This window comes from Streptomyces mobaraensis (assembly GCF_020099395.1).
Taxonomy (GTDB): Bacteria; Actinomycetota; Actinomycetes; order Streptomycetales; family Streptomycetaceae; genus Streptomyces.
In genome coordinates this window covers 6541779-6564314 of sequence record NZ_CP083590.1, presented here as the reverse complement: position 1 = coordinate 6564314, position 22536 = coordinate 6541779, and the positions used below count along the sequence as shown (strand labels likewise).

Here is a 22536-nt window from a genome sequence, read left to right as displayed (position 1 = left end):
GGGCTGCGACCCGCCCCGCGTCCTCGGACACAGGGCCGCGTGGGCCGCCTGCCGCCGCCTGCCCGCTCACGGGCCGGGGACCGGAAACACCTACGAGCGACCCCCGCGTCCCCGCCCCCGCCGCCGTGTGCATGATGTGGATCATGACGATCTCGGTGACGCCCCCGGCCAGGACCGGGGAGGAACCGCTGTCCGACGGCAGGGTGCTGGGCTGGGCGGAGTGGGGTCCTCCGGACGGTACGCCGGTGCTGTTCTCCCCCGGCGCGGGCACGAGCCGGCGGCTCGGCTTCGCCGCCGGGGCGGTGGCGGGCGAGGGCGTCCGGCTGATCGCCCTGGACCGGCCCGGGCTGGGCGCCTCCTCCCCCGCCCCCGGGCGGACGTTCGCGGACTTCGCCGAGGACGTCGGCGAGTTCACCGCCCGCCGGGGCCTCGGCCGGCCCGCCATGGCGGGCCACTCCCAGGGGGCGCCCTTCGCCCTGGCCTGCGCCGCCGCCGGGGTGACCGGAGCGCTGGCCGTGGTCGCCGGGGCGGACGAGGTGGCGGAACCCCGCTTCGCGGACGCCCTGCCGCCGGAGCTCCGGTCCCTCGTGGACCTCTCGGTGCGCGAACCGGAGGCAGCGGAGCGGGTCTTCGCCGGCTTCGGCCCGGGGAACCTGTGGGGCCTGGTCATGGCGCACAGTCCCGCCTGCGACCTGGCCGTCTACCAGGAGGCGGGGTTCGCCGCCGCGTACCGCGAGGCGCTGGACGAGGGCTTCCGGCAGGGCGCCGCGGGCTACGCCCGGGACACCGTCCTCGCGATGGGGCGCTGGGGGATCGACCTGGCGTCCGTCGCCGTCCGGGTGGACGTCTGGTACGGCGCGGAGGACACCGGCCACTCCCCCGACCTCGGCCGCGGCCTGACCGCGCGGATCCCCGGAGCCGTCCGGCACGTCGTGCCGGGCATCGGCGGCGCCGTCCTGTGGACGGAGGCGCGGGAGATCCTCCGGACCCTGACGGCACACGCGGGCCGGCCGAACTGACAGGCCACGCGGGCCGGCCGGCCTGACGGGAGACGGACCGGCCGGCCTGACGGAGGCACGCTCGCCGGCCGGTCTGAGGGCAGACGCGGGCCGGCCGACCCGGCAGGGACACGCGCACCGGCCGGACCGACGGAAGACGCCGACCAACCGGCCGGCCCGACAGCGGCACGCGCACCGGCCGGCCTGCCGGGCGGGGGTGCCGGCCTGACGGGCGGGGGCGCCCGGCTGCCGGGCACCCCCGCCCGTACCCGCTACCGGTTGACGTCCGCCGGGCAGAGCCGCCGCGGCTTCGCGTCGCCCTTCAGCTTGGCGTCCACACAGCCGCCCGGCAGCCCCTGGTACGCCGCCGTGCCGAAGTTGGCCGTCACGGTGAGGACGCCGTCGCCGAAGACCGTCCGCTGGACCGTGCGGTCGCCGGTGAGCGTACGGAAGTCGGTCAGCGCCTCCGTGCCCGCCGCCTTGTGCAGCGGCGAGAAGTACTTCTGCAGTGCGGCGAGTTCGGCGCCCCGCTCCTTGATGGACGGGCCGTCGAGGACGAAGTTGAGCGGGGTGTTGTAGAGCATGGCGAGCAGGGCCCGCGTCGTCTTCTGCTTCGGGAGCTTGTCGTAAGGGATCTCCCAGCGCTCGGTGTTGACGAGGGAGTCGTGCAGGGCGGTCTCGTACAGGGGGACGCGGTACGCGGGGTCGTACATCGCCTTGGCGACGTCGGCGGGGAGTTCGGCGGGCTTGAAGAAGATGCCGGGGGCCTTGGCGGGGGTGTAGCCGCCCCACTTCTCCTTGTCACGCTCGGCCTTCCACAGCCCGTCGGCCACCGGGGTGCCGGAGCCGTGGTCGAAGGCGAGGACGCCGTTGGCCCAGGCGCCGGCGGACTCGGAGCCGAGGACGAGGCGGTCGTGGCCGGCGATCCGTCCCATCCGGGCCAGCCGGTTGGCGCGGTCGCGGGCCTTGGTCATCGGGTGGGCCGGGCTGTGGTCGCGGAACAGCTCCCCGGCCGCGTCCACGTCGAGGAAGTAGCTGTCGGCGCCGTTCTTCGTCATGGCGCGGGTGCGGTCGGCGAGGTAGTGCTTGCCCGGCTCGGCCTTCTCGAACGCCTCCGAGCTGAGGTAGCAGCCGCGGTCGTGGAAGCCGGGCTCGGGCTTGCCGTCGGCGCCCCGGACGCAGAAGTCGGGGTAGACGGTGCCGGGCCAGACGGAGGTGGGGGCGTCGGAGGTCTTCGGGTCCTGGCCGTTGGCGAACGAGTCGTAGGGGCCGACGAGGTAGCCCGCCTCCTTGGCGGCGGCGACCGCCTTGGCGTCCATCGGCGTGTCGTCGGCGTCGTAGCCGAGCCACATCCGGTCCACGCCGAGGGCGCGCAGCGCGCGGACACCGTCGGCGGTGCGGGCCTGGCCCCAGGTGTAGGCGTGGAAGGCGCCCAGCAGCTTCTTGGTGGCGGGCAGGGCCTGTGCCTTGCGGCGGAGGCTGCCGAGCTGCCCGTGTTCGGCGAGCCAGGCGCGGTACTCGCGGGCGGGGGCGACCGGGGAGCCGTCGGTGAGGGCGAAGGCGACGGTGTACTCGGTGGTGGCCGCGCCGCGCGAGAAGCGGTGGGCGGCGGCGGTCCGCAGCCGGCCGCCCTCGGAGGTGACGCGCAGGGTGGTGCCGATGTCGGTGGGCACCAGGTAGCCGACGCCGCGGCCCGGCCCGAGCCCGTACCCCCACAGCGGCAGCGAGAGGCCGGAGTCCACGGCCGTCTCACCGTCCACGAGGCCGGCGCGCGGGGAGTTCCAGAAGGGGTCGGCGACGGGCAGCGAGAGCCCCTCGCCGCGGGCGAGCTGGAGGCTGGACGCGGCCCGGTCGCCGCCGGTGACCGGCCAGTTCAGCGTGGTGTCGGCGGTGCCGCCGGCCTTGACCGAGACGAGCAGCCGGCCGTGGTCGGCGCGGGCGGTGACGGCGAGTCCGGTGCGCGGGTAGTCCCAGCGCGCCCCGTCGGCAGTGGCGGTGACGCGGCCGGGGGCGCCGAGCGCGCCCGCGGCGGGGGCGGAGAGCTCGGCGGTGCCGCCGCCGGCGGTGCGGGCGGTCACCCGGAGGGTGGCGGTGTCGACGGTCGCGGTACCGCCGCGGACGGGGAGGTCGACGAGGCCGCCGTGGACGCGGGGGCCGGCCGTCGCGGCCCGGGAGGGCGCGGGGGCGGCGTCGGCGGAGGTGGCGAGGGAGACGCACGGGAGGGTCGCGGCGAGGGCGACCGCCACGGCGCGGGCGACGTGACGTGAGGTCGTGATGCTCATGGGGAGTTGATAGTGAACGGACGTAAGAAAGCGTTCTCACAATTCCGCCGCCGCCCCCTCCTGACGGCCGCCCCGGACATGGATCCGCCCGGACGTGGCACACACACAAGGTGTGGCGAGAGAGAACGATGTGGCGCAGGACGGTGGAAGAGGTCTCAGTGGCGGGACGGGCGCTGCGGCGGGCCTGGCAGGGGCCGGGCCGGGAACGGGAGCTGGTGGTCCTGGCCTTCAAGGCGACGCTGGCGGCGGTGGCCGCCTGGGCCCTCGCCGCCTGGCTGCTGACGAACACACTGGCGCTGATGGCCCCCTGGGTGGCGCTGCTGCTCGTCCGGACGACGGTCTACCGCTCGCTCGCGCAGGCGGCCCAGCAGACGCTGGCCATCGCCCTCGGGACGGTCATGGCCACCGCCGGCGGCATGCTGCTGGGCGGGACGCTGACGGCCATGGCGGTGGTGCTGCCGGTGGCCCTGCTGGTCGGGAACTGGCAGCACTTCGGCGACCAGGGGCTGGCGGGCGCCACGTCGGCGCTGTTCACCCTCGCCGGGGGCGAGTGGTCGGTGGACATCGCCGTCGACCGGGTGCTGGCCGCGCTGCTCGGCGCGGTGGTGGGGGTGGCGGTGAACGCGTTCGTCCTGCCGCCGGTCTCCCTGCGCAGCGCCCGGGACGCCATCGGCGAGGTGGTCACCGAGTGCCGGACGGTCCTCGACGCGATGGCGGAGGGGGTGGCCGAGGGCTGTGACCACGGCCGGGCGGTGGGCTGGCAGGAGCGGGTCCGGCGGCTGCCCCGGCTGCTGGCCGGGGTGCGGTCGGCGATCGGCTGGGCGGAGGAGAGCGCGCGGTTCAACCCGCACCGGCGCCGGAGCGAGCTCCTGTGGCGGGTGAAGCCGTCGTACGAGGAGACCGCGCACACCCTGGAGCACGTCGTCGACCATCTGGAGGGGCTGTCCCGCACCCTGGTCGAGGCCACGGACGCCCACCACCCCCGCCGGCTGCCCGGCCCGGACGCCACCCGCCCGTACGGCGACTTCCTGCACCGGGTGGCGCGGGCCCTGTGCGCGTACGGCCGCACGGTGACCGGGGACGACCCGGCCGCCGCCCGGGAGCAGCTGCTGCGGGAGCTGCGCGGGGTGGAGGCGGCGCACGGGACGCTGCGCGCCCGGCTGGCCGGGCAGGCGTCGACCGACCCCGAGGCGATCGAGCTGATCGGCTCCCTGCTGGCGGAGGCCCGCCGGCTCACCCAGCGGCTGCGGGTGCCGGAGGACTCGGAGGAGACCGCGTGAGGCGGGAGGCCGGAGGGCACGGAGGAGACCGCGTCAGGCGGGAGGGTACGGAGGAGACCGCGTGAGGCCGGAGGGCACGGAGGAGACCGCGTCAGGCCGGAGGGCACGGAAGAGACCGCATGAGGCCGGAGGGCACGGAAGAGACCGCATGAGGCCGGAGGGCACGGAAGAGACCGCATGAGGCCGGAGGGCACGGAAGAGACCGCATGAGGCCGGAGGGCACGGAAGAGACCGCATGAGGCCGGAGGGCACGGAAGAGACCGCATGAGGCCGGAGGGCACGGAGAAGCCCGTGTAAGGCGGTACGACGGCCGCGCCGCCCGTTCCCGGTGTCCCGGGAGGGCGGCGCGGCCGTACTAGGAGGGGCGGGGCTCAGGAGCGGTCGTCGCCCGGGCCGTCGGACGGCGGCCCGGACTCCTCGTGCGCCCGCCCCGGGTGGCGCAGGTGGAGCCAGACGTCCCTGGCCCGGCGGCCGGCCTCGGTGCGGCTGCGGGCGACCAGGCGGCGGGCCTGTTCCGGGGACTCCACCATCGGGCCCGAGCCGCGCAGCGGCTTGCCGGCCGTCTCGTGCAGGAAGAAGGCGGAGACGAAGCCGACGACGCCCGCGCCCATCAGGTAGTAGGCGGGGATCATCCGGTCCCCCGTCTGCTCCAGCAGCGCGGAGACCACCAGCGGGGTGGTGCCGCCGAAGAGCGAGACGGAGATGTTGAACGAGACCGAGAGCGCGCCGTACCGCATCCGGGTGGGGAAGAGGGCGGGGAGCGTGGAGGCGGCGGTGCCGGCGAAGACGACGAGCAGCAGCCCGAGCATCAGGCAGCCGAGCGCCGGCAGCAGCGTGCCCCCGGCCCGGATCAGGAGGATCGCCGGGATCGCCAGGGCGACCATCGCGGCGCTGCCGACCATGAACATCGGCCGGCGCCCCCACTGGTCGGAGGAGCGGCCCACGGTGGTGATGGTGAGCGCCACCACGATCATGGTGCCGAGGATCAGCAGCTGGGCCGTGGTGGGGTCCTTGCCGAGCGTCTCGGTCATGTAGGTGGGCAGGTAGGACGTCACCAGGTAGTTGGTGACGTTGTAGACGATCACCAGGCCCATGCAGATGAGCACCGCGTGCCAGTGCTTGGTGAAGATCTCGCGCAGCCGGCCGTGGCCGGACTGGCGGGCCTCCTCGGCGCCCTCGGCCACCGCCTCCTCGTCGCGGGCGGCGGGGGCGACGCCGGCCTCGGCCGCCGCGCGGAAGGCGGGGGTCTCCTCCAGCCTCATCCGCATGTACAGGCCGATCAGGCCGAGCGGTCCGGCGAGCAGGAAGGGCAGCCGCCAGCCCCAGTCCGTCATCCCGTCGTCGCCGAGGACGGCGGTGAGCACGGTGACGAGGCCCGAGCCGAGCGCGTAGCCGACGAAGGTGCCGAAGTCGAGCCAGCTGCCCAGGAAGCCGCGGCGCTTGTCGGGGGCGTACTCGGCGATGTAGGTGGTGGCTCCGGCGTACTCGCCGCCGGTCGAGAAGCCCTGCACCAGGCGGCAGAGCAGCAGCAGGACGGGTGCGGCGACGCCGATCGTCCCGTAGGTGGGGAGCAGGCCGACGGCGAAGGTGCTGACCGCCATCATGATCATCGTGGCGGCGAGGACGCGCTGCCGGCCGACGCGGTCGCCGAGCGGCCCGAACACCAGCCCGCCAAGGGGGCGGACGAGGAAGGCGGCGGCGAAGGTGGCGAAGGCGGAGATGACCTGGGCGCCCGGGGAGCTGGAGGGGAAGAAGACCTTGCCGAGGGTGGCCGCCACATAGGCGTACACACCGAAGTCGAACCACTCCATCATGTTGCCGAGCGCCGCGGCGGACACGGCACGGCGGACCTCCGGGCGGTCCGCGACCGTGACCTCCTCGATACTCAGGGGCGACTTGCTCCGCCGCAGCAGCGTGCGGAGCAGCCGGTCGGTCGACGAGGTGCCACCCCGTGCGGGGGCACCCCGTACGGTCTTCGGGGTTCGTCTGCGCTCGGCACCCATGATCACCTGTCGGAGAGTCTGGCGGGACACGTGGTCCCGTTGGTCCCTTCCGGTATGGGTACGCACTTTGGCGCCGTTTATTCGCTTATGGCTCACGCGGATGCGTCTTGCCCGGTCGTCACCCGTAAAACCTGCGCTTCCCGGGACCGCGCACCCCGCGCTACGCGCCCCCGAACAGCTCCAGCAGGTCCTGCCGGCCGAACATGCCCGCCGTCTCGACCGCCGACGGCACCCCGGCCGCCGGGTCGGCGCCGTGCGCGACGAGCAGCCGGACCACCTCGTCCTCGGACTTGAAGACCGCCCCGGCCAACGGCGTCTGCCCGCGGTCGTTGGCCCGGTTCGGGTCGGCACCCCGGTCCAGCAGGGCGGCGACGGTCCGGGGGTGCCCGTGGTAGGCGGCGAGCATCACGAGGGTGTCGCCCCGGTCGTTGGTCAGGTTCGGCGGCACCCCGGCGTCCACATAGGCGGCGAGGGTGTCGGTGTCCCCGTGCCGGGCCAGGTCGAAGACCTTGGCCGCGAGCTGGAGCACCTCAGGGTCGTGCGCGGGTTCGGCGGGGCCGGAGGCGGGCGGGGTGGGTTCAGCGCCGGGCGTCGGCTCGGGCATGGTCGGCGGTCCTCGGGGTCGGGGCCCACGGCGGGGCCGGTCGGTCCGGGCCGCTCACGGGCCCGGCGTGGGTCGGGGCCGCGGTACACGGTCCGGTTCCCGATCTTTCCCACGACCCACCCTACGTACGCCCGATCCGCCCGGAACCCCGGACGGCCCGGTCGCGGCCGGGCGGGTGAACCGGCCGCGCGTCACTCGTGCGCCTCTCCCCGGATGCGTCACTCGTGTGCCTCTTCCCGGATGTCCGGATCCGTGCTTGCTGTGACGCTGGGAGGACTCATGGTGACCGCCCCACCAACAGGAGACCTCCCATGATCCTCTCCATCTCCGGCGTCGTGCTGCTGGGCATCGTCGTGTTCCTGTTCTTCCGCAAGGACGGTCTCAAGGCCAGCCACGCCCTCGTCTGCGCCCTGTTCGGCTTCTACCTCGCCGGCACCGCCATCGCCCCCAGCATCAAGGCGGGCGGCGCCAGCCTCGCCGGACTGCTGGGCGGGCTGCGGTTCTGACCGCCCGCCGCGCGCGGTACCGGTCCGTCCCGCCGCGCGCGGCGCCCGTCCACCCCGAAGCCCCACCCCGCCCCGACGTCAGGAGGCCGCCATGGGCCGGCGCGGAGTCCCCCGCACCCTGACCGACCGAGCCCCGCTCACCCCCGGCCGGGAGCTCGCCCACAGCGTCACCGACAGCGCCCGCGACGTGCTGCACCCGGTCATCACCATCGGCCGCGGCCTGCGCTCGCTGGCGGCGGCCGGGCGGCGCGGCTGGGCCCGCACCCCCCGGGACCGGCGCGGCGCCGCGCTGCTGCTGGCCGCCTCCTGCATGCTCATCGTCGCCCTCATCCCCTACGGGCCCCCGCTGGCCGCCGCCGCGCTGCTGGCCGCCGGCGCGTGGCGCGGCCGGGACCGCGCCGGCGCCCCGACGAACCGTCAGGACCCGGTGGAGGGACGCCTCCAGGCCCTGTACGAAGCCCTCGTCCCGTACTTCTCCTCGCCGCTCGACCCGACGCCGCTCTACTCCCACGGCGGCGTCTGGCGGCAGGCGTTCGACGACCACGCCTTCGACGACGAGGGCCGGCTGGTCGCCCTGCGGCTGCGCTACCCCGCGTACTTCACCGACGGGGAGAGCGAGGCCCGCGCCCGCATCGAGCACCTGCTGCAGACCAAGGCGGGCCGGGGCCGGGAGTACCGCTTCGTCTGGGACGAGGAGGAGGGCGTCCTCGACCTGTCCGTCCTGCCCGCCCTCCCCGCCGGCATCCGGGCCCAGCGCTTCGTGACCGCCCCCGGCGAGGTCCTGCTGGGCTTCACCGACCCCGAGGCCGTCCAGCGGACCCTGCCGGTGACCGACGGGAACATCACGCGCGACGTCCCGCCGGTCATCTGGCGCACCGGCCAGCGGTCCTCCGAACCCCACCTGCTGGCCCTCGGCCGGCCCGCCAGCGGCGTCACCACGCTGCTCCGCTCGGTGCTGCTGCAGGCCCTGCACCACGGGGACGTGGTGATCGTGGACGGCGGCGGGGCGGGCGAGTACGCGTGCCTGGCCGGCCGGGAGGGCGTCCTGGCCGTCGAGTCGGCGCCGCCCGGCGCGACGGCCGCCCTGGAATGGGCCGCGCGGGAGACCCAGCGGCGGCTGGTGGCCACCAACACGGCCCGGCAGCAGGGCCGTCCGGCCCCGGAGGACGTCCGCCGCCCGCTGTGGATCGTCGTCGACCGCCCCGCGGCGCTGAGCGCCCTCGCCGCCGGCGAGGGCCGCCCCGACCCGCAGGAACTGCTCCAAGTGCCGCTGCGGCACGGCCGGGCCGCGAACGTGACCGTCGCCCTCGGCGAACAGCTGGAGAGCGAACGGCTGCTCACCGAGGCGGTGCTCGCCCACACCCGGGCCCGGGTGGTCCTGGGTCCGGTCCCCTCCGGCCAGGTGCGCGGCACGCTCGGCGAACTGCCGCAGACCACGCCCGTCAACGAGGTGCCCCCCGGCCGGGGTTACGCCCGCCTGGGCACCGGCCCGGTCCACCGCCTCCAGGTCCCGGCCACCCCCGACCCGTACGACGAGGGCGCCCCCGAACCCCACCGCCGCGCCGTCGCGGACCTCCTCCCCCCATGGCCCCCGACGGAACAGCTCGCCGCCCCGGCGCCCCACCCGTCCCCCCGCCCGCCGGAGCCCTACGCCGACGGCGCGGGAGGCGCCGGGGCGCGCCGGGGCGGCTGGGATCACGCCCCCGCGAACGGCACCGCCGGCGCACCGGCGGACGCGTCGGGCCGCCACCCGGCGGACGGCCCGGGCACGCCCTCGCAGTACGGGGCCTACCTGCCGCCGGACGGCCGGGACCACGCGTCCGCGACCGCCGGCGCACCGCAGGAAACATCGGACCGCTACGCGGCGAGTGGCCCGGCCCCCGAAGGCTCACGGTTCGCCGACGGCCCCGGCGCGGGAGCGCCCCCGCGGACCTCGGCCTACCTGCCGGAGGACGGCCCGGCGGCCCGCCCGCACGGCCGGAGCCAGGCATTCACCTCCGGCGCCGCCTCCGCGCCGCCCGCGGCGTCGGGCCACTATCCGGCGGACGGCGCGGGAGCGCTCGCGCAGAGCGGGGCCGGTCTGCCGCAGGACGGCCCGGCGGCCCGCCCGGACGGTGGGGGCCGGGCGGGCGCGAGCGGTGCCCGCCCCGCGCCGCCCGACCCGTCGGGCCGCTACCCGGGCGACGCCTCCGGCCCCTACGCGATGGATCCCCAGCTCCCGGAGAGTGCCCGGCACGCCGGCCACCCGCAGGCGTACGTCCCGGGCGGGCAACTGGCGGACGGCTCCGGCCACTACGCCGCGGGCTCCCCGGCCCACGACGGCGCTCACGTGGGGTCCGCCGGTCACCGGCCGGCGGACGGCATGGGCCACGCGCCGGTGGATGCCTCCGGGCGCTACCCGGCGGACGTCCCGGGCGGTTTCCCGGCGGACGCCTCCGCCGGCTTCCCGCCGGCCGGTCCGGGCCACGACGGCGCGTGGGACGCCGGCCACCACCGGCAGGACGCCCCGGGCCGGCCGCAGGCGGACCGCTCCGGCCACTTCCCGGTGGACCCTTCGCTCCACGCGGGCTCCCGGCACGCCGGTCACCACACAGCGGCCCCCTCGGTCCGCACGAGCACCGGCCGCCACGCGAGCCCCGCCGACCCTGCCGGCCCCGTCGCCCCCGACTCCTACGCACCGGCGCACGTCTACCCGGTCGGCGGTCAGGACCCGTACCGGGCGGACACCCAGGGCCGCTTTCCCGCAGACCCCGCCGACCCCTCAGGCCACGAACGTGCGCGGCGCGTCGGCCGCCACGGGGGCGCCGCTGGCCACCAGGCGGGCGGCCTCGGCGAGCCGGGACACCGCCTCGTCGGCGACCGGCCCGGTGACGGTGAACGGCAGCCGTACGTACCCTTCGAAGGCGCCGTCCACCCCGAACCGCGGACCGGACGGCACGCGTACCCCCAGCCGTTCACCGACCTGGGCGATCCGCGAGCCGGACAGGCCGCCGGTGCGTACCCACAGGGTGAGGCCGCCCTTCGGGACGGTGAACTCCCAGTCGGGCAGCCGCGCTTCGAGGGCCGCGACGACCGCGTTCCGGCTGTCGAGCACTTCGGCGCGGCGCGCGGCGACGGCCTCCTCCCACCCGCCGGTGTCCAGCAGCCGGGTGACGGCGAGCTGTTCCAGTACGGGCGTTCCGAGGTCGGCATAGGCGCGGGCCGCGACCAGGCTGCGGATCACCTCGGGGGCGGCGCGTACCCAGCCGATCCGCAGCCCGGCCCAGAACGACTTGCTGGCGGAGCCCACGGTGACCACCGTGCTGCCGGCCGGGTCGAAGGCGCAGACGGGGCGGGGCATGGCCAGCCCGGGTTCCAGGGCGAGGTCGGTCATGGTCTCGTCGGCGACCAGTACGGTGCCGGCGGACCGCGCCGCCTCGACGAGTTCGCGCCGCTGGGACTCGGGGGCGAGGGCACCGGTGGGGTTGTGGAAGTCGGCGATCACGTAGGCCAGCCGGGGGGCGGCGTCCCGCAGGACCTGGCGCCAGGCGGGCAGGTCCCAGCCGCCGAGCCGGTCGGCCATGCCGACGGGTACGAGCCGGGCACCGGCCTCGCGCAGCAGCTGAAGGACATTGGCGTACGACGGTGACTCGACGGCCACCCGCTCGCCGCGCCCGGCCAGCAGCCGGCCGATGGCGGCGACGGCGCCCATGGCCCCGGTGGTCACCATGATCTGCTCGGGCATGGTGGGGATGCCGCGCGCGGTGTAGCGGTCGGCGAGGGCCCGGCGCAGGGCGGGGAGCCCGGCGGGGTAGTCGCCGTGGGTATGCGCGTAGGGCGGCAGTTCCTCCAGCGCCCCCTGGAACGCCTGGGTCAGCCAGGGCTCGGGTGCGGTCAGCGCGGCGCAGCCGAGGTCGATCATCGAGCCGGCGGTCTCGGGCGGCAGCGGATCCAGGGCCCGGGTGGGCAGCGGGCTCCCGGCGGGCACGGCGGTCCAGCTGCCGGCCCCGCGCCGGGATTCGAGGAACCCCTCGCCGCGCAGCGCCTCGTAGGCCGCGGCGACGGTGGTCCGGCTGACGGAGAGGGCCGTGGCGAGCTCACGCTCGGCGGGCAGCCGGGCGGCCACCGGGACGCGGCCCTCCAGGACGAGCAGCCGGACGCGGTCGGCGAGCGAGCGGTAGGCGGGCGTGCGGCGGCCGTTGAGGGGCGTCACGCCGCCCCGGGTCTCCGGGCCGCCGCCCTGGGCGTCCAGAAGACGGGCGAGCTGCTGCGCCCCCACCGAGGCGGTCCACTGACTCACGTTTGCGGTCCACCTTTCAGAAATTGGCCATGGATCATCATCACTTACGGTCCACAGACTGCCATGCGACAGGCCACATGCACCACCACCGGGGCGCGGCCATGACTTTTGGGGAGGGGCTGTGCCCACACCGACACGGGTCACGGCGACGGCGGTCGCCGGCCGTCTCGTCCGGCTCTACACGGGCCTGGCGCTGTACGGGGCGAGCGCGGGGCTGCAACTGCGGGCGGGGCTCGGCCTCGCGCCCTGGGACGTGCTCAACCAGGGCGTGGCCCGGCACGCCGGGATCTCGATCGGGACGGCGTCGGTTTTGATCGGCGCGCTGGTACTGCTGCTGTGGATCCCGCTGCGGCAGCGCCCGGGGCTGGGCACGGTGTCCAACGTGCTGGTGATCGGGCTGGCGATGGACGCGACGCTGGGGCTGGTCCCCGCGCAGCACTCGTTCTGGACGCGGATCCCGCTGCTGGCCTTCGCCGTGGTGCTGTGCGGCGCGGCCACCGGCCTGTACATATCGGCCCACTTCGGCCCGGGCCCGCGCGACGGGCTGATGACCGGCCTGCACCGCAGGACGGGCCGCTCGGTGCGGCTGGTGCGCACCTGCATCGAGGTGGCGGTGCTGGCGACGGGCTTCGCGCTCGGCGGCTCGGTGGGCGCCGGGACGGTACTGTTCGCGGTGACGATCGGCCCGCTCGCCCAGTTCTTCCTGCGCCTCTTCGAGCCGGCTCGCGGCGCGTCGGCGGAACGCCCGCTGACGAGCGGGGAGACCGCTCCGGCGGCCGTCGGGACGGCCGGGGCCTGACCCGGTGCGCCACGGTGACCCGCGAGCCGGTAGTGTACGCCTTTGACCCACCGGATGAACCGTTACTGCGCGCTTAAGTGCCGGGAACACTGGGTGACATCTGTTGTCAGATGTGACAAACCGGGCGCTGGTGGGTACAACAAGGGGCGGCACGACGGGCGACGCATGTCCCTCAACGGGAATCTTCACCGCCGACCGGACGTTGACCGGATGACGACGACAGCGACACCTGTCCTGTGGGCGACAAGCCCGGGAGGCACGAATTCATGAGTGAGCGAGCTCTCCGCGGCACGCGACTTGTGGTGACCAGCTACGAGACCGACCGCGGCATCGATCTGGCCCCGCGCCAGGCGGTGGAGTACGCATGCCCGAACGGCCATCGATTCGAGATGCCGTTCTCTGTAGAGGCGGAGATTCCGCCGGAGTGGGAGTGCAAGGCCTGCGGCGCCGTGGCACTTCTGGTGGACGGCGACGGACCCGAGGAGAAGAAGGGCAAGCCCGCGCGTACGCACTGGGACATGCTCATGGAGCGGCGCACCCGCGAGGAGCTGGAGGAAGTGCTGGCCGAGAGGCTGGCGGTCCTGCGTTCCGGCGCCATGAACATCGCCGTGCATCCGCGGGACACCCGCAAGTCGGCCTGACCGACCGCACCGCGTACCACAAGGGCCCGGCCACCGCGAAGAAGCGGTGGCCGGGCCCTTGTGCGCCCGCGCTCCGTTCAGCGCGGCAGCTGCGGGTCGTCCGCGCGGGGAGCCGGCGGCTGGTCCTCCCGTATGACCTCGCCCTGGACGACCTTGCCGTCGGGGCGGTGCATCCGCGCCTGCCGCATGGCGTCGCCCAGCGGGTTCGCCGCGCCCGCGGCGCGCTCGATCCGGCGGGCGGCCGTCTTCCGGATCAGCGCCCGGGTGGGCGGGAACAGGCACAGCAGCCCGGCCGCGTCCGAGAGCAGGCCCGGCACCATCAGCAGCAGGCCCCCGAGCATGGTCAGGCCGTTGCCCCCGCCTTCCGCCTCCGGCGCGGCCCCCTGCGCGCCCGCGGCCTGCATCGACCGCGTCAGCCGCTGCCAGGCGCGGCGGCCGGCCCGCTTGATGACGTACGAGCCGAGGACGACTCCTCCGGCGAGCAGCGCGAAGACGGCGAGGCCGCCGGCGGCGTCCGCGACCAGGATCAGGAGCCAGATCTCCAGGACGGCCCAGGCGGCGATGGCGAGGGGGAGGAGTTTGCGCGGCGAGCGGCGCTTGGGTTGCTGCGGCGTTCCGAACGTCATGCATCCAGTGTGCCTGGACGGTGGATGAAGCCCCGGCCCCGCCCTTTCTCCCCCAGCTACCGCTGGGAGGTGCCCCCAGTTTCTTGCGGGGGCGAGCCCCCGCACCCCCGGGACGGGCTGTTCAGCCCGTCTGGGGGCACCCCCTCTGGGGGAGTTTGAGGACGAGCGGCGAAGCCGCGAAAAGGGGGTCTGGGGCGCAGCCCCAGGAAACGGCGAAATGGGGGTGCCCCCTCTGGGGGAGGGACCGGGGCACCAGCCCGCCGCAGGCGCTACCGCCCGAGCGCCTTACCCACCCGCGCCCCGACCCCCCACGACGTCACCCGCCACAACGCCTCCGCCACGATATCGCGACTCATCTTGGAGTCGCCCCGCTCCCGCTCCACGAACGTGATCGGCACCTCCACCACGTGGAAGCCCGCCTTCACCGCCCGCCACGCGAGATCGACCTGGAAGCAGTAGCCCTGGGAGGCCACCTCCTCCATGCCCAGTCCCTCCAGCGTCTCGCGCCGGAAGGCGCGGTAGCCGCCGGTGATGTCGCGCAGGCGGACGTCGAGCATCAGCCGGGAGTAGGTGGAGCCGCCGCGGGAGAGGAACTCGCGGGACTTGGGCCAGTTCACGACGCGGCCGCCGGGGACCCAGCGGGAGCCGAGCGCCAGGTCGGCGTTCTTGAGGGCGGTGAGCAGCCGGGGCAGTTCCTCGGGCTGGTGGGAGCCGTCCGCGTCCATCTCCACCAGGACGCCGTAGCCCTGCTCCAGGCCCCAGCGGAAGCCCGCCAGGTAGGCGGCGCCCAGACCCTCCTTGCCCTCGCGGTGCAGAACGTGGACGTGGTCGTCGTCCTCGGCCAGCTCGTCCGCGAGCTTGCCGGTGCCGTCCGGGCTGTTGTCGTCGGCGACGAGCACGTGCGCCTCCGGGACGGCGGCCCGCACCCGGCCGACGATGGGCTTGATGTTCTCCGCCTCGTTGTAGGTCGGGATGATCACCAAGGTCGTGCCGAGCGGACCGTATCTCCGCTGACCGCCGTCGTTCACTGCTGGCCCTTCTTGTCCGACTTGTCCGGGGACTCCACCACTCGTCCCCGACGACCGATCAGCAGCGCGGCCGCCCAGGAGAGAAGGCCCACCATAGCGAGCGTCCATTCGGGCGCCGCACCCGCACGGTCCGCGAGCGTTTTGCCGTCCCGGAGCGGGATCGACGTGGTGATGACCTCGCGGGTGAACTCGGGCGCGCGCCGCAGCACCGAGCCGTCCGGGCCGACGACCGCGCTGATGCCGCTGGTGGCGGCGGTGACCACGGCCCGGCCGTGTTCGACGGCGCGCAGCCGGCTCATGGCGAGCTGCTGCTCGGGCTGGTCGGAGTGGCCGAAGGTGGCGTTGTTGGTCTGCACCACCAGGGCGCGGGCCCCGGCGTTCACGGTCTTCCGGACGATCTCGTCGTAGGCGATCTCGAAGCAGATGACGTCACCGAGCCGGGCCGGGCCGACGTTCATGACCCCGGTGTGGTCGCCGGGGTAGAAGTCGCGGGGCACCCGCTGCAGCCGGGTGATGACCTTGCTGAGCTGCTCGCGGAACGGCACGTACTCGCCGAACGGCACCGGGTGCTGCTTGGTGTACGAGGCGCCGGGGCCGGACTTCGGGTCCCAGACGATGCCCTGGTTGAAGACGTAGCCCGGCTTGGTGGGGTGGTCGACGAGGGCGCCGACGAGCACCGGCACCCCGATCGTCTTCACCGCCAGGTCGATGCGGTCGTACGCCTCCTTGACCCGGAACGGGTCGAGGTCGGACGAGTTCTCCGGCCAGATGACGAGGTCGGGCTTCTTCGCCCGCCCCTCCTTCACGTCCTTCGCCAGCCGCAGGGTGGCGTTGACGTGGTTGTTGAGGATCAGCATCGGGCGGCCGAGGAAGTCCATGCCGGGCTTCTGGACGTCGCCCTGGACGACGGCGATGTTCACCGTGTCGTCGGCCTTGGTCGGGACCGGCACCGCGTACCCGGCCAGGATCACGGCCCCGGCCAGCGCCGTCGCCTCCACCGCAGGCAGCAGCGCCTTCACCGCGAGCGGGCCGCCGGTGCCGCGCCGCCGCCACACGGTGAGTCCCGCGAAGGCGAGCAGACCGCCGGCGAGGGCCACCGCGAAGCTCACCAGCGGGGCGCCGCCCAGCGCGGCGAGCGGGGTGAACGGCGAGTGGGTGTTGGCGAAGGCCAGCCGGCCCCAGGGGAAGCCGCCGAACGGCACCCGGTCGCGCGCCCACTCCTCGGCCACCCACAGGCAGGCCCCCCACACCGGCCACCCGCGCAGCCGGGAGGTCCGGGCCAGCCCGGCGCCGAGCGCGGCCACGAACAGCGCCTCCGCCACGGACAGGCCGACGACGGCGTCGTACCCGACGACGTCCAGCCAGCGCAGCAGCAGCACGAAGAACGGCAGGGCGAGGACGAAGCCCGTCCACGCGCCCTGGCGGGCGGTCCGGCCGTGGGTCATCAGGACCAGCGCGGCGACCCCGAGGACGGACAGCGGCCACACGTCGTACGGCGGGAAGGCGAAGGCCAGCCCGACGCCGGTCGCGGCGGCCAGGCCGGTGCGGGCGGCCTCGCGGCGGGCCAGCGCGGCCAGCCGGGCGCGCCGGCCGGGGCGGGGCGCGGCGGGCGCCGGACCGGCGTCCGGGCGGCTCGCGGCCGGGTCGCCGGCGGTCTCGGCGGTGGTGTCGGAACCCGAGGGCACGGTCGCGCCTTCCTGCAGCTCGTTCAAGGGTCACGTGACCGTACCTCGCGGTGGGCAGGGTCCGTGTCCAGGGTGCGGGAAAGCGGCGCGGAGGCCGAGAGGCGAAAGGCCCGGCCGCGGCGCGCGGGCGGGGACGGCGGGTGGGGCTCGGTGTCCTTCGGGCCGGCCGGGGAACCGCTGGCTGCGGGTCGCCCTGGAACCGTTGTCTACTGAACGTCCGGGCCCCACCCGGGTCACACCTGCCGACCCGGCGGAACGTCCCCCGCCCCCGTGCGCTGGACCTGGCTCCCAGTGGTGACGCGCCCGTGTGGCGCGCCACCCCATGGCCCAGCGGCGTTCGACGACTGCGTGGAGTTCTCCGGTCGGACGTCCTGTGGTGGACCCGGCCGAACCTACCCGCCCCGGACCGCACCCTGTCAACAGCTGCTTGACCTGCGTCGTTGTGCCAAATCAGCAGGTCAGTGCGGAGGGGGTGACGCAGCGCGACAGGCCGACCGCACGTCGTTCGGCGGTACGCGCCGCGCGGACGTCACCCGTTCGGCCGCGCTCAGGCGGTGTACACGGTCCGTCCGGCCACCACCGTGCGGACGCAGCGGGGCAGTTGGCCGCCGGGGACCAGCTCCGGCAGGCCCGGGGTGCCCGAGCGGGGATCGGTCGACCAGTTGGCGACCCGGGCGTCCGGCACCTGCACCACCAGGTCGCCGGCCTCCCACACCGCGTAGTCGGCGGGCGCCCCCGGCACCAGCACCCCCGCGTCGTCCCGGCCGATGGCCCGCCAGCCGCCACGGGTGTGCGCGGTGAAGGCCGCACGGACCGAGATCCGGTGCTCGGGAGTGTGGTGGAAGGCGGCGGCCCGGATCGTGCCCCAGGGGTCGAGCGGCGTGACGGGGCTGTCCGAGCCGAGCGCCAGCGGGACGCCGGCACGCAGCATCGCCGCGTACGGGTTGAGGGTGCGGGCCCGCTCCCGGCCCAGCCGCGCGGCGTACATGCCCTCGTCACCGCCCCAGGCGGCGTCGAAGGCCGGCTGCACGGAGGCCGTGAGCGCGAACTCCGCGAACGCGCCGATGTGCTCGGGCGTCAGCATCTCGGCGTGCTCGACCCGGTGCCGGGCGGCCCGGACACGGTCGAGGCCGACCTTCTCGGCCGCCGCCCGGACGCCGGTGACGACGGCGGTGAGCGCGGCGTCGCCGATGGCGTGGAAACCGGCCTGGACGCCGGCCTCGGTGCAGGCGGCGACGTGCGCGGCGACGGTGTCGGCGTCGAGGTGCGCGGTGCCGGTGCCTTGACCGTCCGCGTACGGCTCGTGCAGGCAGGCCGTGTGGGAGCCGAGGGAACCGTCCACGAAGAGGTCACCGGCCGCGCCGTGCGCGCCCAGCTCCCTGACCTTCGCCAGCTGGTTCGCGGAGGTGAACGCCTCGGCCCAGTAGCCGACGACCCGGGGACCCGGCTCCTCGGTGGCGAGGCGCAGCAGCCCGGTGAGGTCGTCCTCGCCGGAGATCATCGGCCCGGCGCACTCGTGCACCGAGCCGATGCCCAGCGAGACCGCGCGCGCGAGCGCGGCGCGCTGCGCCTCGGTGCGCTGGGCGGGGGTGACGGCGGCGTGCGCGGTGGCCCGGACGGCGTGGTGGGCGTCGTCCGTCAGGGGCCCGTCGGGCGTGAATCCGCGCAGGTCACGGGCGTTGGGGACGAGGTCGAGGAGGGCGGTGGTGACCACCGCCGAGTGCACGTCGACCCGGGTGAGGTACAGCGGCCGGCCGCCGGTGGCGGCGTCGAGCTCCGCCCGGGACGGCGGCCGGCCCTCGGGCCAGCGGGCGGCGTCCCAGCCGTGCCCCAACAGGATCCGGTCGCCGGGCCAGGCGGCGGCGTACGCCCGCACCCGCTCCAGCGCCTCCCCGAGCGTGGCCGCGCCGGAGAGGTCGAGCCCGGTCAGCGCGAGGCCCGTGGCGGTGGTGTGCACATGTGCGTCTGTGAACGCAGGGGTGACGAGGGAGCCCTGGAGGTCGATCACCTCGTCGACGCCGTCGGCGAAGGAGTCGGCGGCCCCTTCCGAGCCGACCCAGGCGATGTGGCCGCCTTCGACGACCATGGCGGTGGCGAAGGGGTCGGCGGGGCTGTGCACGTCGCCGTTGCGGAGGAGGGTGGTACGGGGGCGCTCGCTCATGGGAACAGTGTGGCGTGGGCGGGGGTGGGGCGGGTGCGCGGGGCCCCCGCACCCCCGGGACGGGCTGAATATCAGCCCGTCCGGCGTCTGAGGACAACCGCGCGGAGCGCGGTTCGGGGGGTGCGGGGGCTCGCCCCCGCAAGAAACTGGGGGCACCTCCCAGCGGTAGCTGGGGGAGAAAGGGCGGGACCGGGGCTCACCCCACCCGCGGCGGCCGCGCCTCGTACGGCGTCGAGAGGACGATCGTCGTCCGCGTGGACACCCCCGCCAACGACCGGATACGCGCCAGCAGATGCTCAAGCTCCAGCGGCGTCGCCACCCGCACCTTCAGGATGTAGTTCTCGTCGCCCGCGACACTGTGGCACGCCTCGATCTCGGGGATCTCCGCCAGCCGGTCCGCGATGTCGTCCGGGGCGCTCGGGTCGAACGGCTTCACCGAGATGAAGGCGGTCAGCGGCAGCCCCACCGCCTCCGGGTCGACCACCGCCGCGTAGCCGCGGATGACCCCGCGCTGTTCGAGCCGGCGCACCCGCTGGTGCACCGCCGAGGTGGACAGGCCGGTGGCCTTGCCCAGGTCGGTGTAGCTCATCCGCCCGTCCTTGACGAGCAGTTCCACGATCTCTTTGTCCAGCTCCTCCACACCGGCCAACCTACTGCGTCGCACGGCGCCCGGCACAGTCGGCGTCCCCCGCGGGCGCGCGGGACGCGTGACGAACGCCACAGGCCCGCGCCCGTGTCCCCCCGGCCGGGGTGATTACCCCGGACCGCCGACGGGAAGTGCTTGCTGTGGCCGGGGCCGAGACGCCCCTGCCAGGCCCAGCCGAGGGGGAAACGAAGATCATGCCGAGCCTGGAACGCCTGGAGAACGACGGCGACAGCAGCCCGTACGGCCTCGACGAGCCGGCGGACTTCACCACGATGTTCCGGGTGACCTGCCCGGACTGCGCCCGTCCGATCGCCCTGCTCGCGGACGAGGACGAGCTCCCGGAGCACGCGCTCTGCCCGTCCCCGTGGAATCCGTTCGGCCTCACGGTCTGCCCGGGCTCCGGGCGCGCCGTGGAGGACGCCGAGCCGGCCGGGGAGGACGAGGGCGCGCTGGAACTGGACACGGCCCTGCTGCTCACCCTGCCGGAGCGCCTGGACTGGCGGACGCAGCCGTTCTCGCACATCGGCGGGCCGGGCTCGCGCCCGGTGCGGGTGCCGGAGACGCGCGACCGGTCCTGAGCGGCGCGCGAAGCACGACGCGGACCGTCACCGTCGCCCGCCCCGACGGCGGCGGCCCGCGTACGGAGGACGGCCGGGGCACGGTCCGGGCCGAAGGCGGCGAGGCAGAGGGTGCGCGACCGCGGACTCCGTCCGCCCGCGCCGTCCCGGGTCCGCCGCCCCGCCGCCGGCCGCGGTCTACCGCCTACCGCGGCGTATCGCGTGCCGCGACCCGTTACCGCGACTCCGGCCCGGCCAGATGACGGGCGATCACCATCCGCTGGATCTGGTTGGTGCCCTCCACGATCTGGAGGACCTTCGCCTCGCGCATGTACCGCTCCGCGGGGAAGTCGGCCGTGTAGCCGTACCCGCCCATGAGCTGGACGGCGTCGGTGGTGACCCGCATCGCCGCGTCGGTGCAGAAGAGCTTGGCCATGGCCGCCTGCTGGGAGAACGGCAGCCCCTGGTCGCGCAGCCGGGCGGCGGCGAGGTAGAGAGCCCGGCCGGCCTCGATCTGCGTGGCCATGTCGGCCAGCAGGAAGCGCAGCCCCTGGAAGTCCGCGAGGGGACGGCCGAACTGCCGCCGTTCGGTGACGAAGGCCAGCGCCTCGTCCAGGGCCGCCTGGGCGACGCCGACGGCGCAGGCGGCGATGCCGAGCCGGCCGGAGTCGAGGGCCGACAGGGCGATGGCGAAGCCCTGGCCCTCCTCGCCGATGCGGCGCGCGTCCGGGACGCGTACGCCGTCGAAGTGCAGTTGCGCGGTCGGCGACCCCTTCATGCCCATCTTGCGCTCGGGCGCGGCGGGCGTCAGTCCGGGAGCGTCGCCGGGCACCAGGAACGCGGTGACGCCGTGCGCGCCCTCGCCGCCCGTCCGGGCCAGGACGGTGTAGAAGTCGGCGATCCCGCCGTGGGTGATCCACGCCTTGGTGCCGGTGAGGACCCAGTCGTCGCCGTCGCGGACGGCGCGGGTGCGCAGGGAGGCGGCGTCGGAGCCGGACTGCGGCTCGGAGAGGCAGTACGCGCCGAGGAGTCCGCCGCCGAGCATCGCGGGCAGGTGCTCCGCCTGCTGCTCCTTGCCGCCGAATCCGGCGAGGCTGTGGCAGGCGAGGGAGTGGACGCTGACCCCGAGGCCCACCGTCAGCCGCGCGGCGGCGAGTTCCTCCAGCACCTGGAGGTAGACCTCGTACGGCTGGCCGCCGCCCCCGAACTCCTCCGGATACGGCAGTCCGAGCAGTCCGGACGAGGACAGCAGCCGGAAGAGGTCCCGGGGGAAGTGCCCCGCCTCCTCCTCGGCCGCCGCCCGCGGGGCGATCTCCCGCCGCACCAGGTCGCGCACCAGCGCGAGCAGGTCCTTGGATTCCTCAGTGGGCAGCTGGCGCTCCACCGGCTGCGGGCCGTGGTCGGTCATGCGACGGCTCTCCTCCCTGTCGGGCGCTGGAACGGCGGGGGCCTGGGTGTCGGCCGGACCGCCGGTGATGCCCAGTCGACAGTCCCGTGCCGGGTCGCGGAATGGGGATGACCTGCGGCTGTGGCGCTTGGAGTATGCCTGATCGAGGGGGCCTCGTCACGGCTTGACAGATCATGGCCGGACTGCAACTGGAGGGTCCGGCCGTGGCTTTCAGGACGATGTCCCGCATATACCCCGGTCTGCAGCAAACTTCACCGGCGGCGCTCCGAATGGGGGTGCGGGGGCCGCGGCCCCCGCGGGAAACGGGAAGGGGCGGGGCCGGGGCGCCTCACCACCGCGTCCGCTCGGGCGCCGGGCACGTCGGCTCGTGTTCCTCGACCGTCCGCAGCGCGTCCCCCAACGCCCGCACCAGCAGCCCGCACACCATCTCCCGGGGCAGCTCACGGCGGGCCAGCCAGTCCAGCGTCACCCCTTCCACCGCCGACAGCCAGCCGACGAGGGCGGCCCGCGCGACGGGCGGGAGGTCGGCGCGTCCCCAGGCGGCGCGGGCCATCGCGGTGAGGAGCTGTTCGCGGACGCGGTCGCGGATCGCGAGGACGTCGGCGTCGAAGCCGACGCCGCCGGTGACGATGGCGCGGTAGGCGGCCTGGTGGTGCTGGGCGTAGCGGAGGTAGCCGTCGACGGTGTGGTGGACGCGTTCGACGGGCGGCAGGTCGTGGGTGGACCCGGCGCGCTGGACGAGTTCGGCGACGGCGTCCTCGATGATGGCGAGGTAGTAGCCGCGCTTGCTGCTGAAGTAGTAGTAGATCAGCCCCTTGGCGACGCCCGCGTGCCGGGCTATGTCGTCCATGGACAGGGCGTCGTAGGACGTGTCGGCGAACAGCTTCCGCCCGACGGCGATGAGTTCGGCCCGGCGCGCCTGCGCCCGCTCGCTTCCGCGCTGTTGACTATCGTTCAAAATCGGCCCTAGTCTCCAACTCCACGGGAACATCGGCAGTATGGCACCACCTGCACACCACGCACTTCCCTGAGT

General features: G+C 75.0%; 17 protein-coding genes and 1 pseudogene. 7 read left to right on the top strand and 11 right to left on the bottom strand.

Annotated elements, in window-relative coordinates; all coding sequences use genetic code 11:
* The first annotated feature begins 143 nt into the window (after positions 1–143).
* Positions 144–1019, top strand: a complete 876-nt coding sequence (locus tag K7I03_RS29195) for an alpha/beta fold hydrolase (protein ID WP_221903684.1) — start codon at positions 144–146, stop codon at positions 1017–1019.
* Positions 1020–1270: 251 nt separating this feature from the next.
* Here K7I03_RS29195 and K7I03_RS29190 read toward each other — a convergent pair whose 3' ends face one another.
* Positions 1271–3280: a glycoside hydrolase gene (locus K7I03_RS29190; RefSeq protein WP_221903683.1), complete on the bottom strand. Its 2010-nt coding sequence runs from the start codon at positions 3278–3280 to the stop codon at positions 1271–1273.
* 143 nt (positions 3281–3423) lie between these two features.
* On the opposite strand from K7I03_RS29190, the gene K7I03_RS29185 reads away from it, so the two are divergent.
* A complete protein-coding gene (locus K7I03_RS29185; protein ID WP_185946009.1) occupies positions 3424–4560 on the top strand; it encodes an FUSC family protein in 1137 nt (378 codons plus the stop codon).
* A gap of 371 nt (positions 4561–4931) precedes the next feature.
* Here the strand turns inward: K7I03_RS29185 and proP are convergent, their stop codons facing one another.
* Positions 4932–6563, bottom strand: coding sequence for a glycine betaine/L-proline transporter ProP (gene proP / locus K7I03_RS29180; protein WP_185946008.1), 1632 nt, complete (start codon positions 6561–6563; stop codon positions 4932–4934).
* Between the two features lie 160 nt (positions 6564–6723).
* The gene (locus K7I03_RS29175) at positions 6724–7167 is read right to left on the bottom strand and encodes an ankyrin repeat domain-containing protein (RefSeq protein WP_185946007.1); all 444 of its coding nucleotides are present in this window, start codon (positions 7165–7167) and stop codon (positions 6724–6726) included.
* 311 nt (positions 7168–7478) lie between these two features.
* Here K7I03_RS29175 and K7I03_RS29170 point away from each other — a divergent pair, with 311 nt between their 5' ends.
* Positions 7479–7673, top strand: a complete 195-nt coding sequence (locus K7I03_RS29170; protein ID WP_004948848.1) for a hypothetical protein — start codon at positions 7479–7481, stop codon at positions 7671–7673.
* 91 nt (positions 7674–7764) lie between these two features.
* A pseudogene (locus K7I03_RS29165) lies at positions 7765–9294 on the top strand (hypothetical protein); the annotation flags it as partial.
* 1140 nt (positions 9295–10434) lie between these two features.
* Here K7I03_RS29165 and K7I03_RS29160 read toward each other — a convergent pair.
* A complete protein-coding gene (locus tag K7I03_RS29160) occupies positions 10435–11952 on the bottom strand; it encodes an SCO1417 family MocR-like transcription factor (protein ID WP_185946005.1) in 1518 nt (505 codons plus the stop codon).
* A gap of 121 nt (positions 11953–12073) precedes the next feature.
* On the opposite strand from K7I03_RS29160, the gene yczE reads away from it, so the two are divergent.
* Positions 12074–12751: a membrane protein YczE gene (gene yczE, locus K7I03_RS29155; protein WP_185946004.1), complete on the top strand. Its 678-nt coding sequence runs from the start codon at positions 12074–12076 to the stop codon at positions 12749–12751.
* A 266-nt stretch (positions 12752–13017) separates the two neighbouring features.
* A complete protein-coding gene (locus K7I03_RS29150; RefSeq protein ID WP_004948858.1) occupies positions 13018–13392 on the top strand; it encodes an RNA polymerase-binding protein RbpA in 375 nt (124 codons plus the stop codon).
* A 77-nt stretch (positions 13393–13469) separates the two neighbouring features.
* Here K7I03_RS29150 and fxsA read toward each other — a convergent pair whose 3' ends face one another.
* From fxsA to K7I03_RS29125, 5 genes are all read right to left on the bottom strand, one after another.
* Complete coding sequence (gene fxsA, locus K7I03_RS29145; RefSeq protein WP_185946003.1) at positions 13470–14018, bottom strand: FxsA family membrane protein; 549 nt, start codon at positions 14016–14018, stop codon at positions 13470–13472.
* 269 nt (positions 14019–14287) lie between these two features.
* On the bottom strand, positions 14288–15046 hold the full coding sequence (locus K7I03_RS29140; protein WP_185946000.1) for a polyprenol monophosphomannose synthase: 759 nt from the start codon (positions 15044–15046) through the stop codon (positions 14288–14290).
* Positions 15043–16758 carry an apolipoprotein N-acyltransferase gene (lnt, locus tag K7I03_RS29135; protein ID WP_185946001.1) on the bottom strand — a complete coding sequence of 572 codons (1716 nt, stop codon included), beginning with the start codon at positions 16756–16758 and terminating at the stop codon, positions 15043–15045. The genes K7I03_RS29140 and lnt overlap by 4 nt, the downstream gene beginning before the upstream one ends.
* A 520-nt stretch (positions 16759–17278) precedes the next feature.
* Positions 17279–18892: an amidohydrolase gene (locus K7I03_RS29130; protein ID WP_185946002.1), complete on the bottom strand. Its 1614-nt coding sequence runs from the start codon at positions 18890–18892 to the stop codon at positions 17279–17281.
* 196 nt (positions 18893–19088) lie between these two features.
* Entirely contained in the window at positions 19089–19532 is a 444-nt protein-coding gene (locus K7I03_RS29125) for an Lrp/AsnC family transcriptional regulator (protein ID WP_004948875.1), read from the bottom strand.
* 200 nt (positions 19533–19732) lie between these two features.
* Here K7I03_RS29125 and K7I03_RS29120 point away from each other — a divergent pair, with 200 nt between their 5' ends.
* The gene (locus K7I03_RS29120; protein WP_185945717.1) at positions 19733–20116 is read left to right on the top strand and encodes a hypothetical protein; all 384 of its coding nucleotides are present in this window, start codon (positions 19733–19735) and stop codon (positions 20114–20116) included.
* A gap of 214 nt (positions 20117–20330) precedes the next feature.
* Here the strand turns inward: K7I03_RS29120 and K7I03_RS29115 are convergent, their stop codons facing one another.
* Both K7I03_RS29115 and K7I03_RS29110 read right to left on the bottom strand, forming a co-directional pair.
* Positions 20331–21503, bottom strand: coding sequence for an acyl-CoA dehydrogenase family protein (locus tag K7I03_RS29115; RefSeq protein ID WP_185945718.1), 1173 nt, complete (start codon positions 21501–21503; stop codon positions 20331–20333).
* A 328-nt stretch (positions 21504–21831) separates the two neighbouring features.
* Complete coding sequence (locus tag K7I03_RS29110) at positions 21832–22461, bottom strand: TetR/AcrR family transcriptional regulator (RefSeq protein WP_224347270.1); 630 nt, start codon at positions 22459–22461, stop codon at positions 21832–21834.
* Positions 22462–22536: the final 75 nt, after the last annotated feature.

Bases quoted from the DNA above. Each gene is read 5' to 3' on its own strand.
- K7I03_RS29120 (WP_185945717.1), top strand. From the start codon at position 19,733: ATGCCGAGCCTGGAACGCCTGGAGAACGACGGCGACAGCAGCCCGTAC.
- proP (WP_185946008.1), bottom strand. From the start codon at position 6,563: ATGGGTGCCGAGCGCAGACGAACCCCGAAGACCGTACGGGGTGCCCCC.
- K7I03_RS29150 (WP_004948858.1), top strand. From the start codon at position 13,018: ATGAGTGAGCGAGCTCTCCGCGGCACGCGACTTGTGGTGACCAGCTAC.
- K7I03_RS29130 (WP_185946002.1), bottom strand. From the start codon at position 18,892: ATGAGCGAGCGCCCCCGTACCACCCTCCTCCGCAACGGCGACGTGCAC.
- fxsA (WP_185946003.1), bottom strand. From the start codon at position 14,018: ATGACGTTCGGAACGCCGCAGCAACCCAAGCGCCGCTCGCCGCGCAAA.
- K7I03_RS29170 (WP_004948848.1), top strand. From the start codon at position 7,479: ATGATCCTCTCCATCTCCGGCGTCGTGCTGCTGGGCATCGTCGTGTTC.
- K7I03_RS29190 (WP_221903683.1), bottom strand. From the start codon at position 3,280: ATGAGCATCACGACCTCACGTCACGTCGCCCGCGCCGTGGCGGTCGCC.
- K7I03_RS29115 (WP_185945718.1), bottom strand. From the start codon at position 21,503: ATGACCGACCACGGCCCGCAGCCGGTGGAGCGCCAGCTGCCCACTGAG.
- K7I03_RS29175 (WP_185946007.1), bottom strand. From the start codon at position 7,167: ATGCCCGAGCCGACGCCCGGCGCTGAACCCACCCCGCCCGCCTCCGGC.
- K7I03_RS29195 (WP_221903684.1), top strand. From the start codon at position 144: ATGACGATCTCGGTGACGCCCCCGGCCAGGACCGGGGAGGAACCGCTG.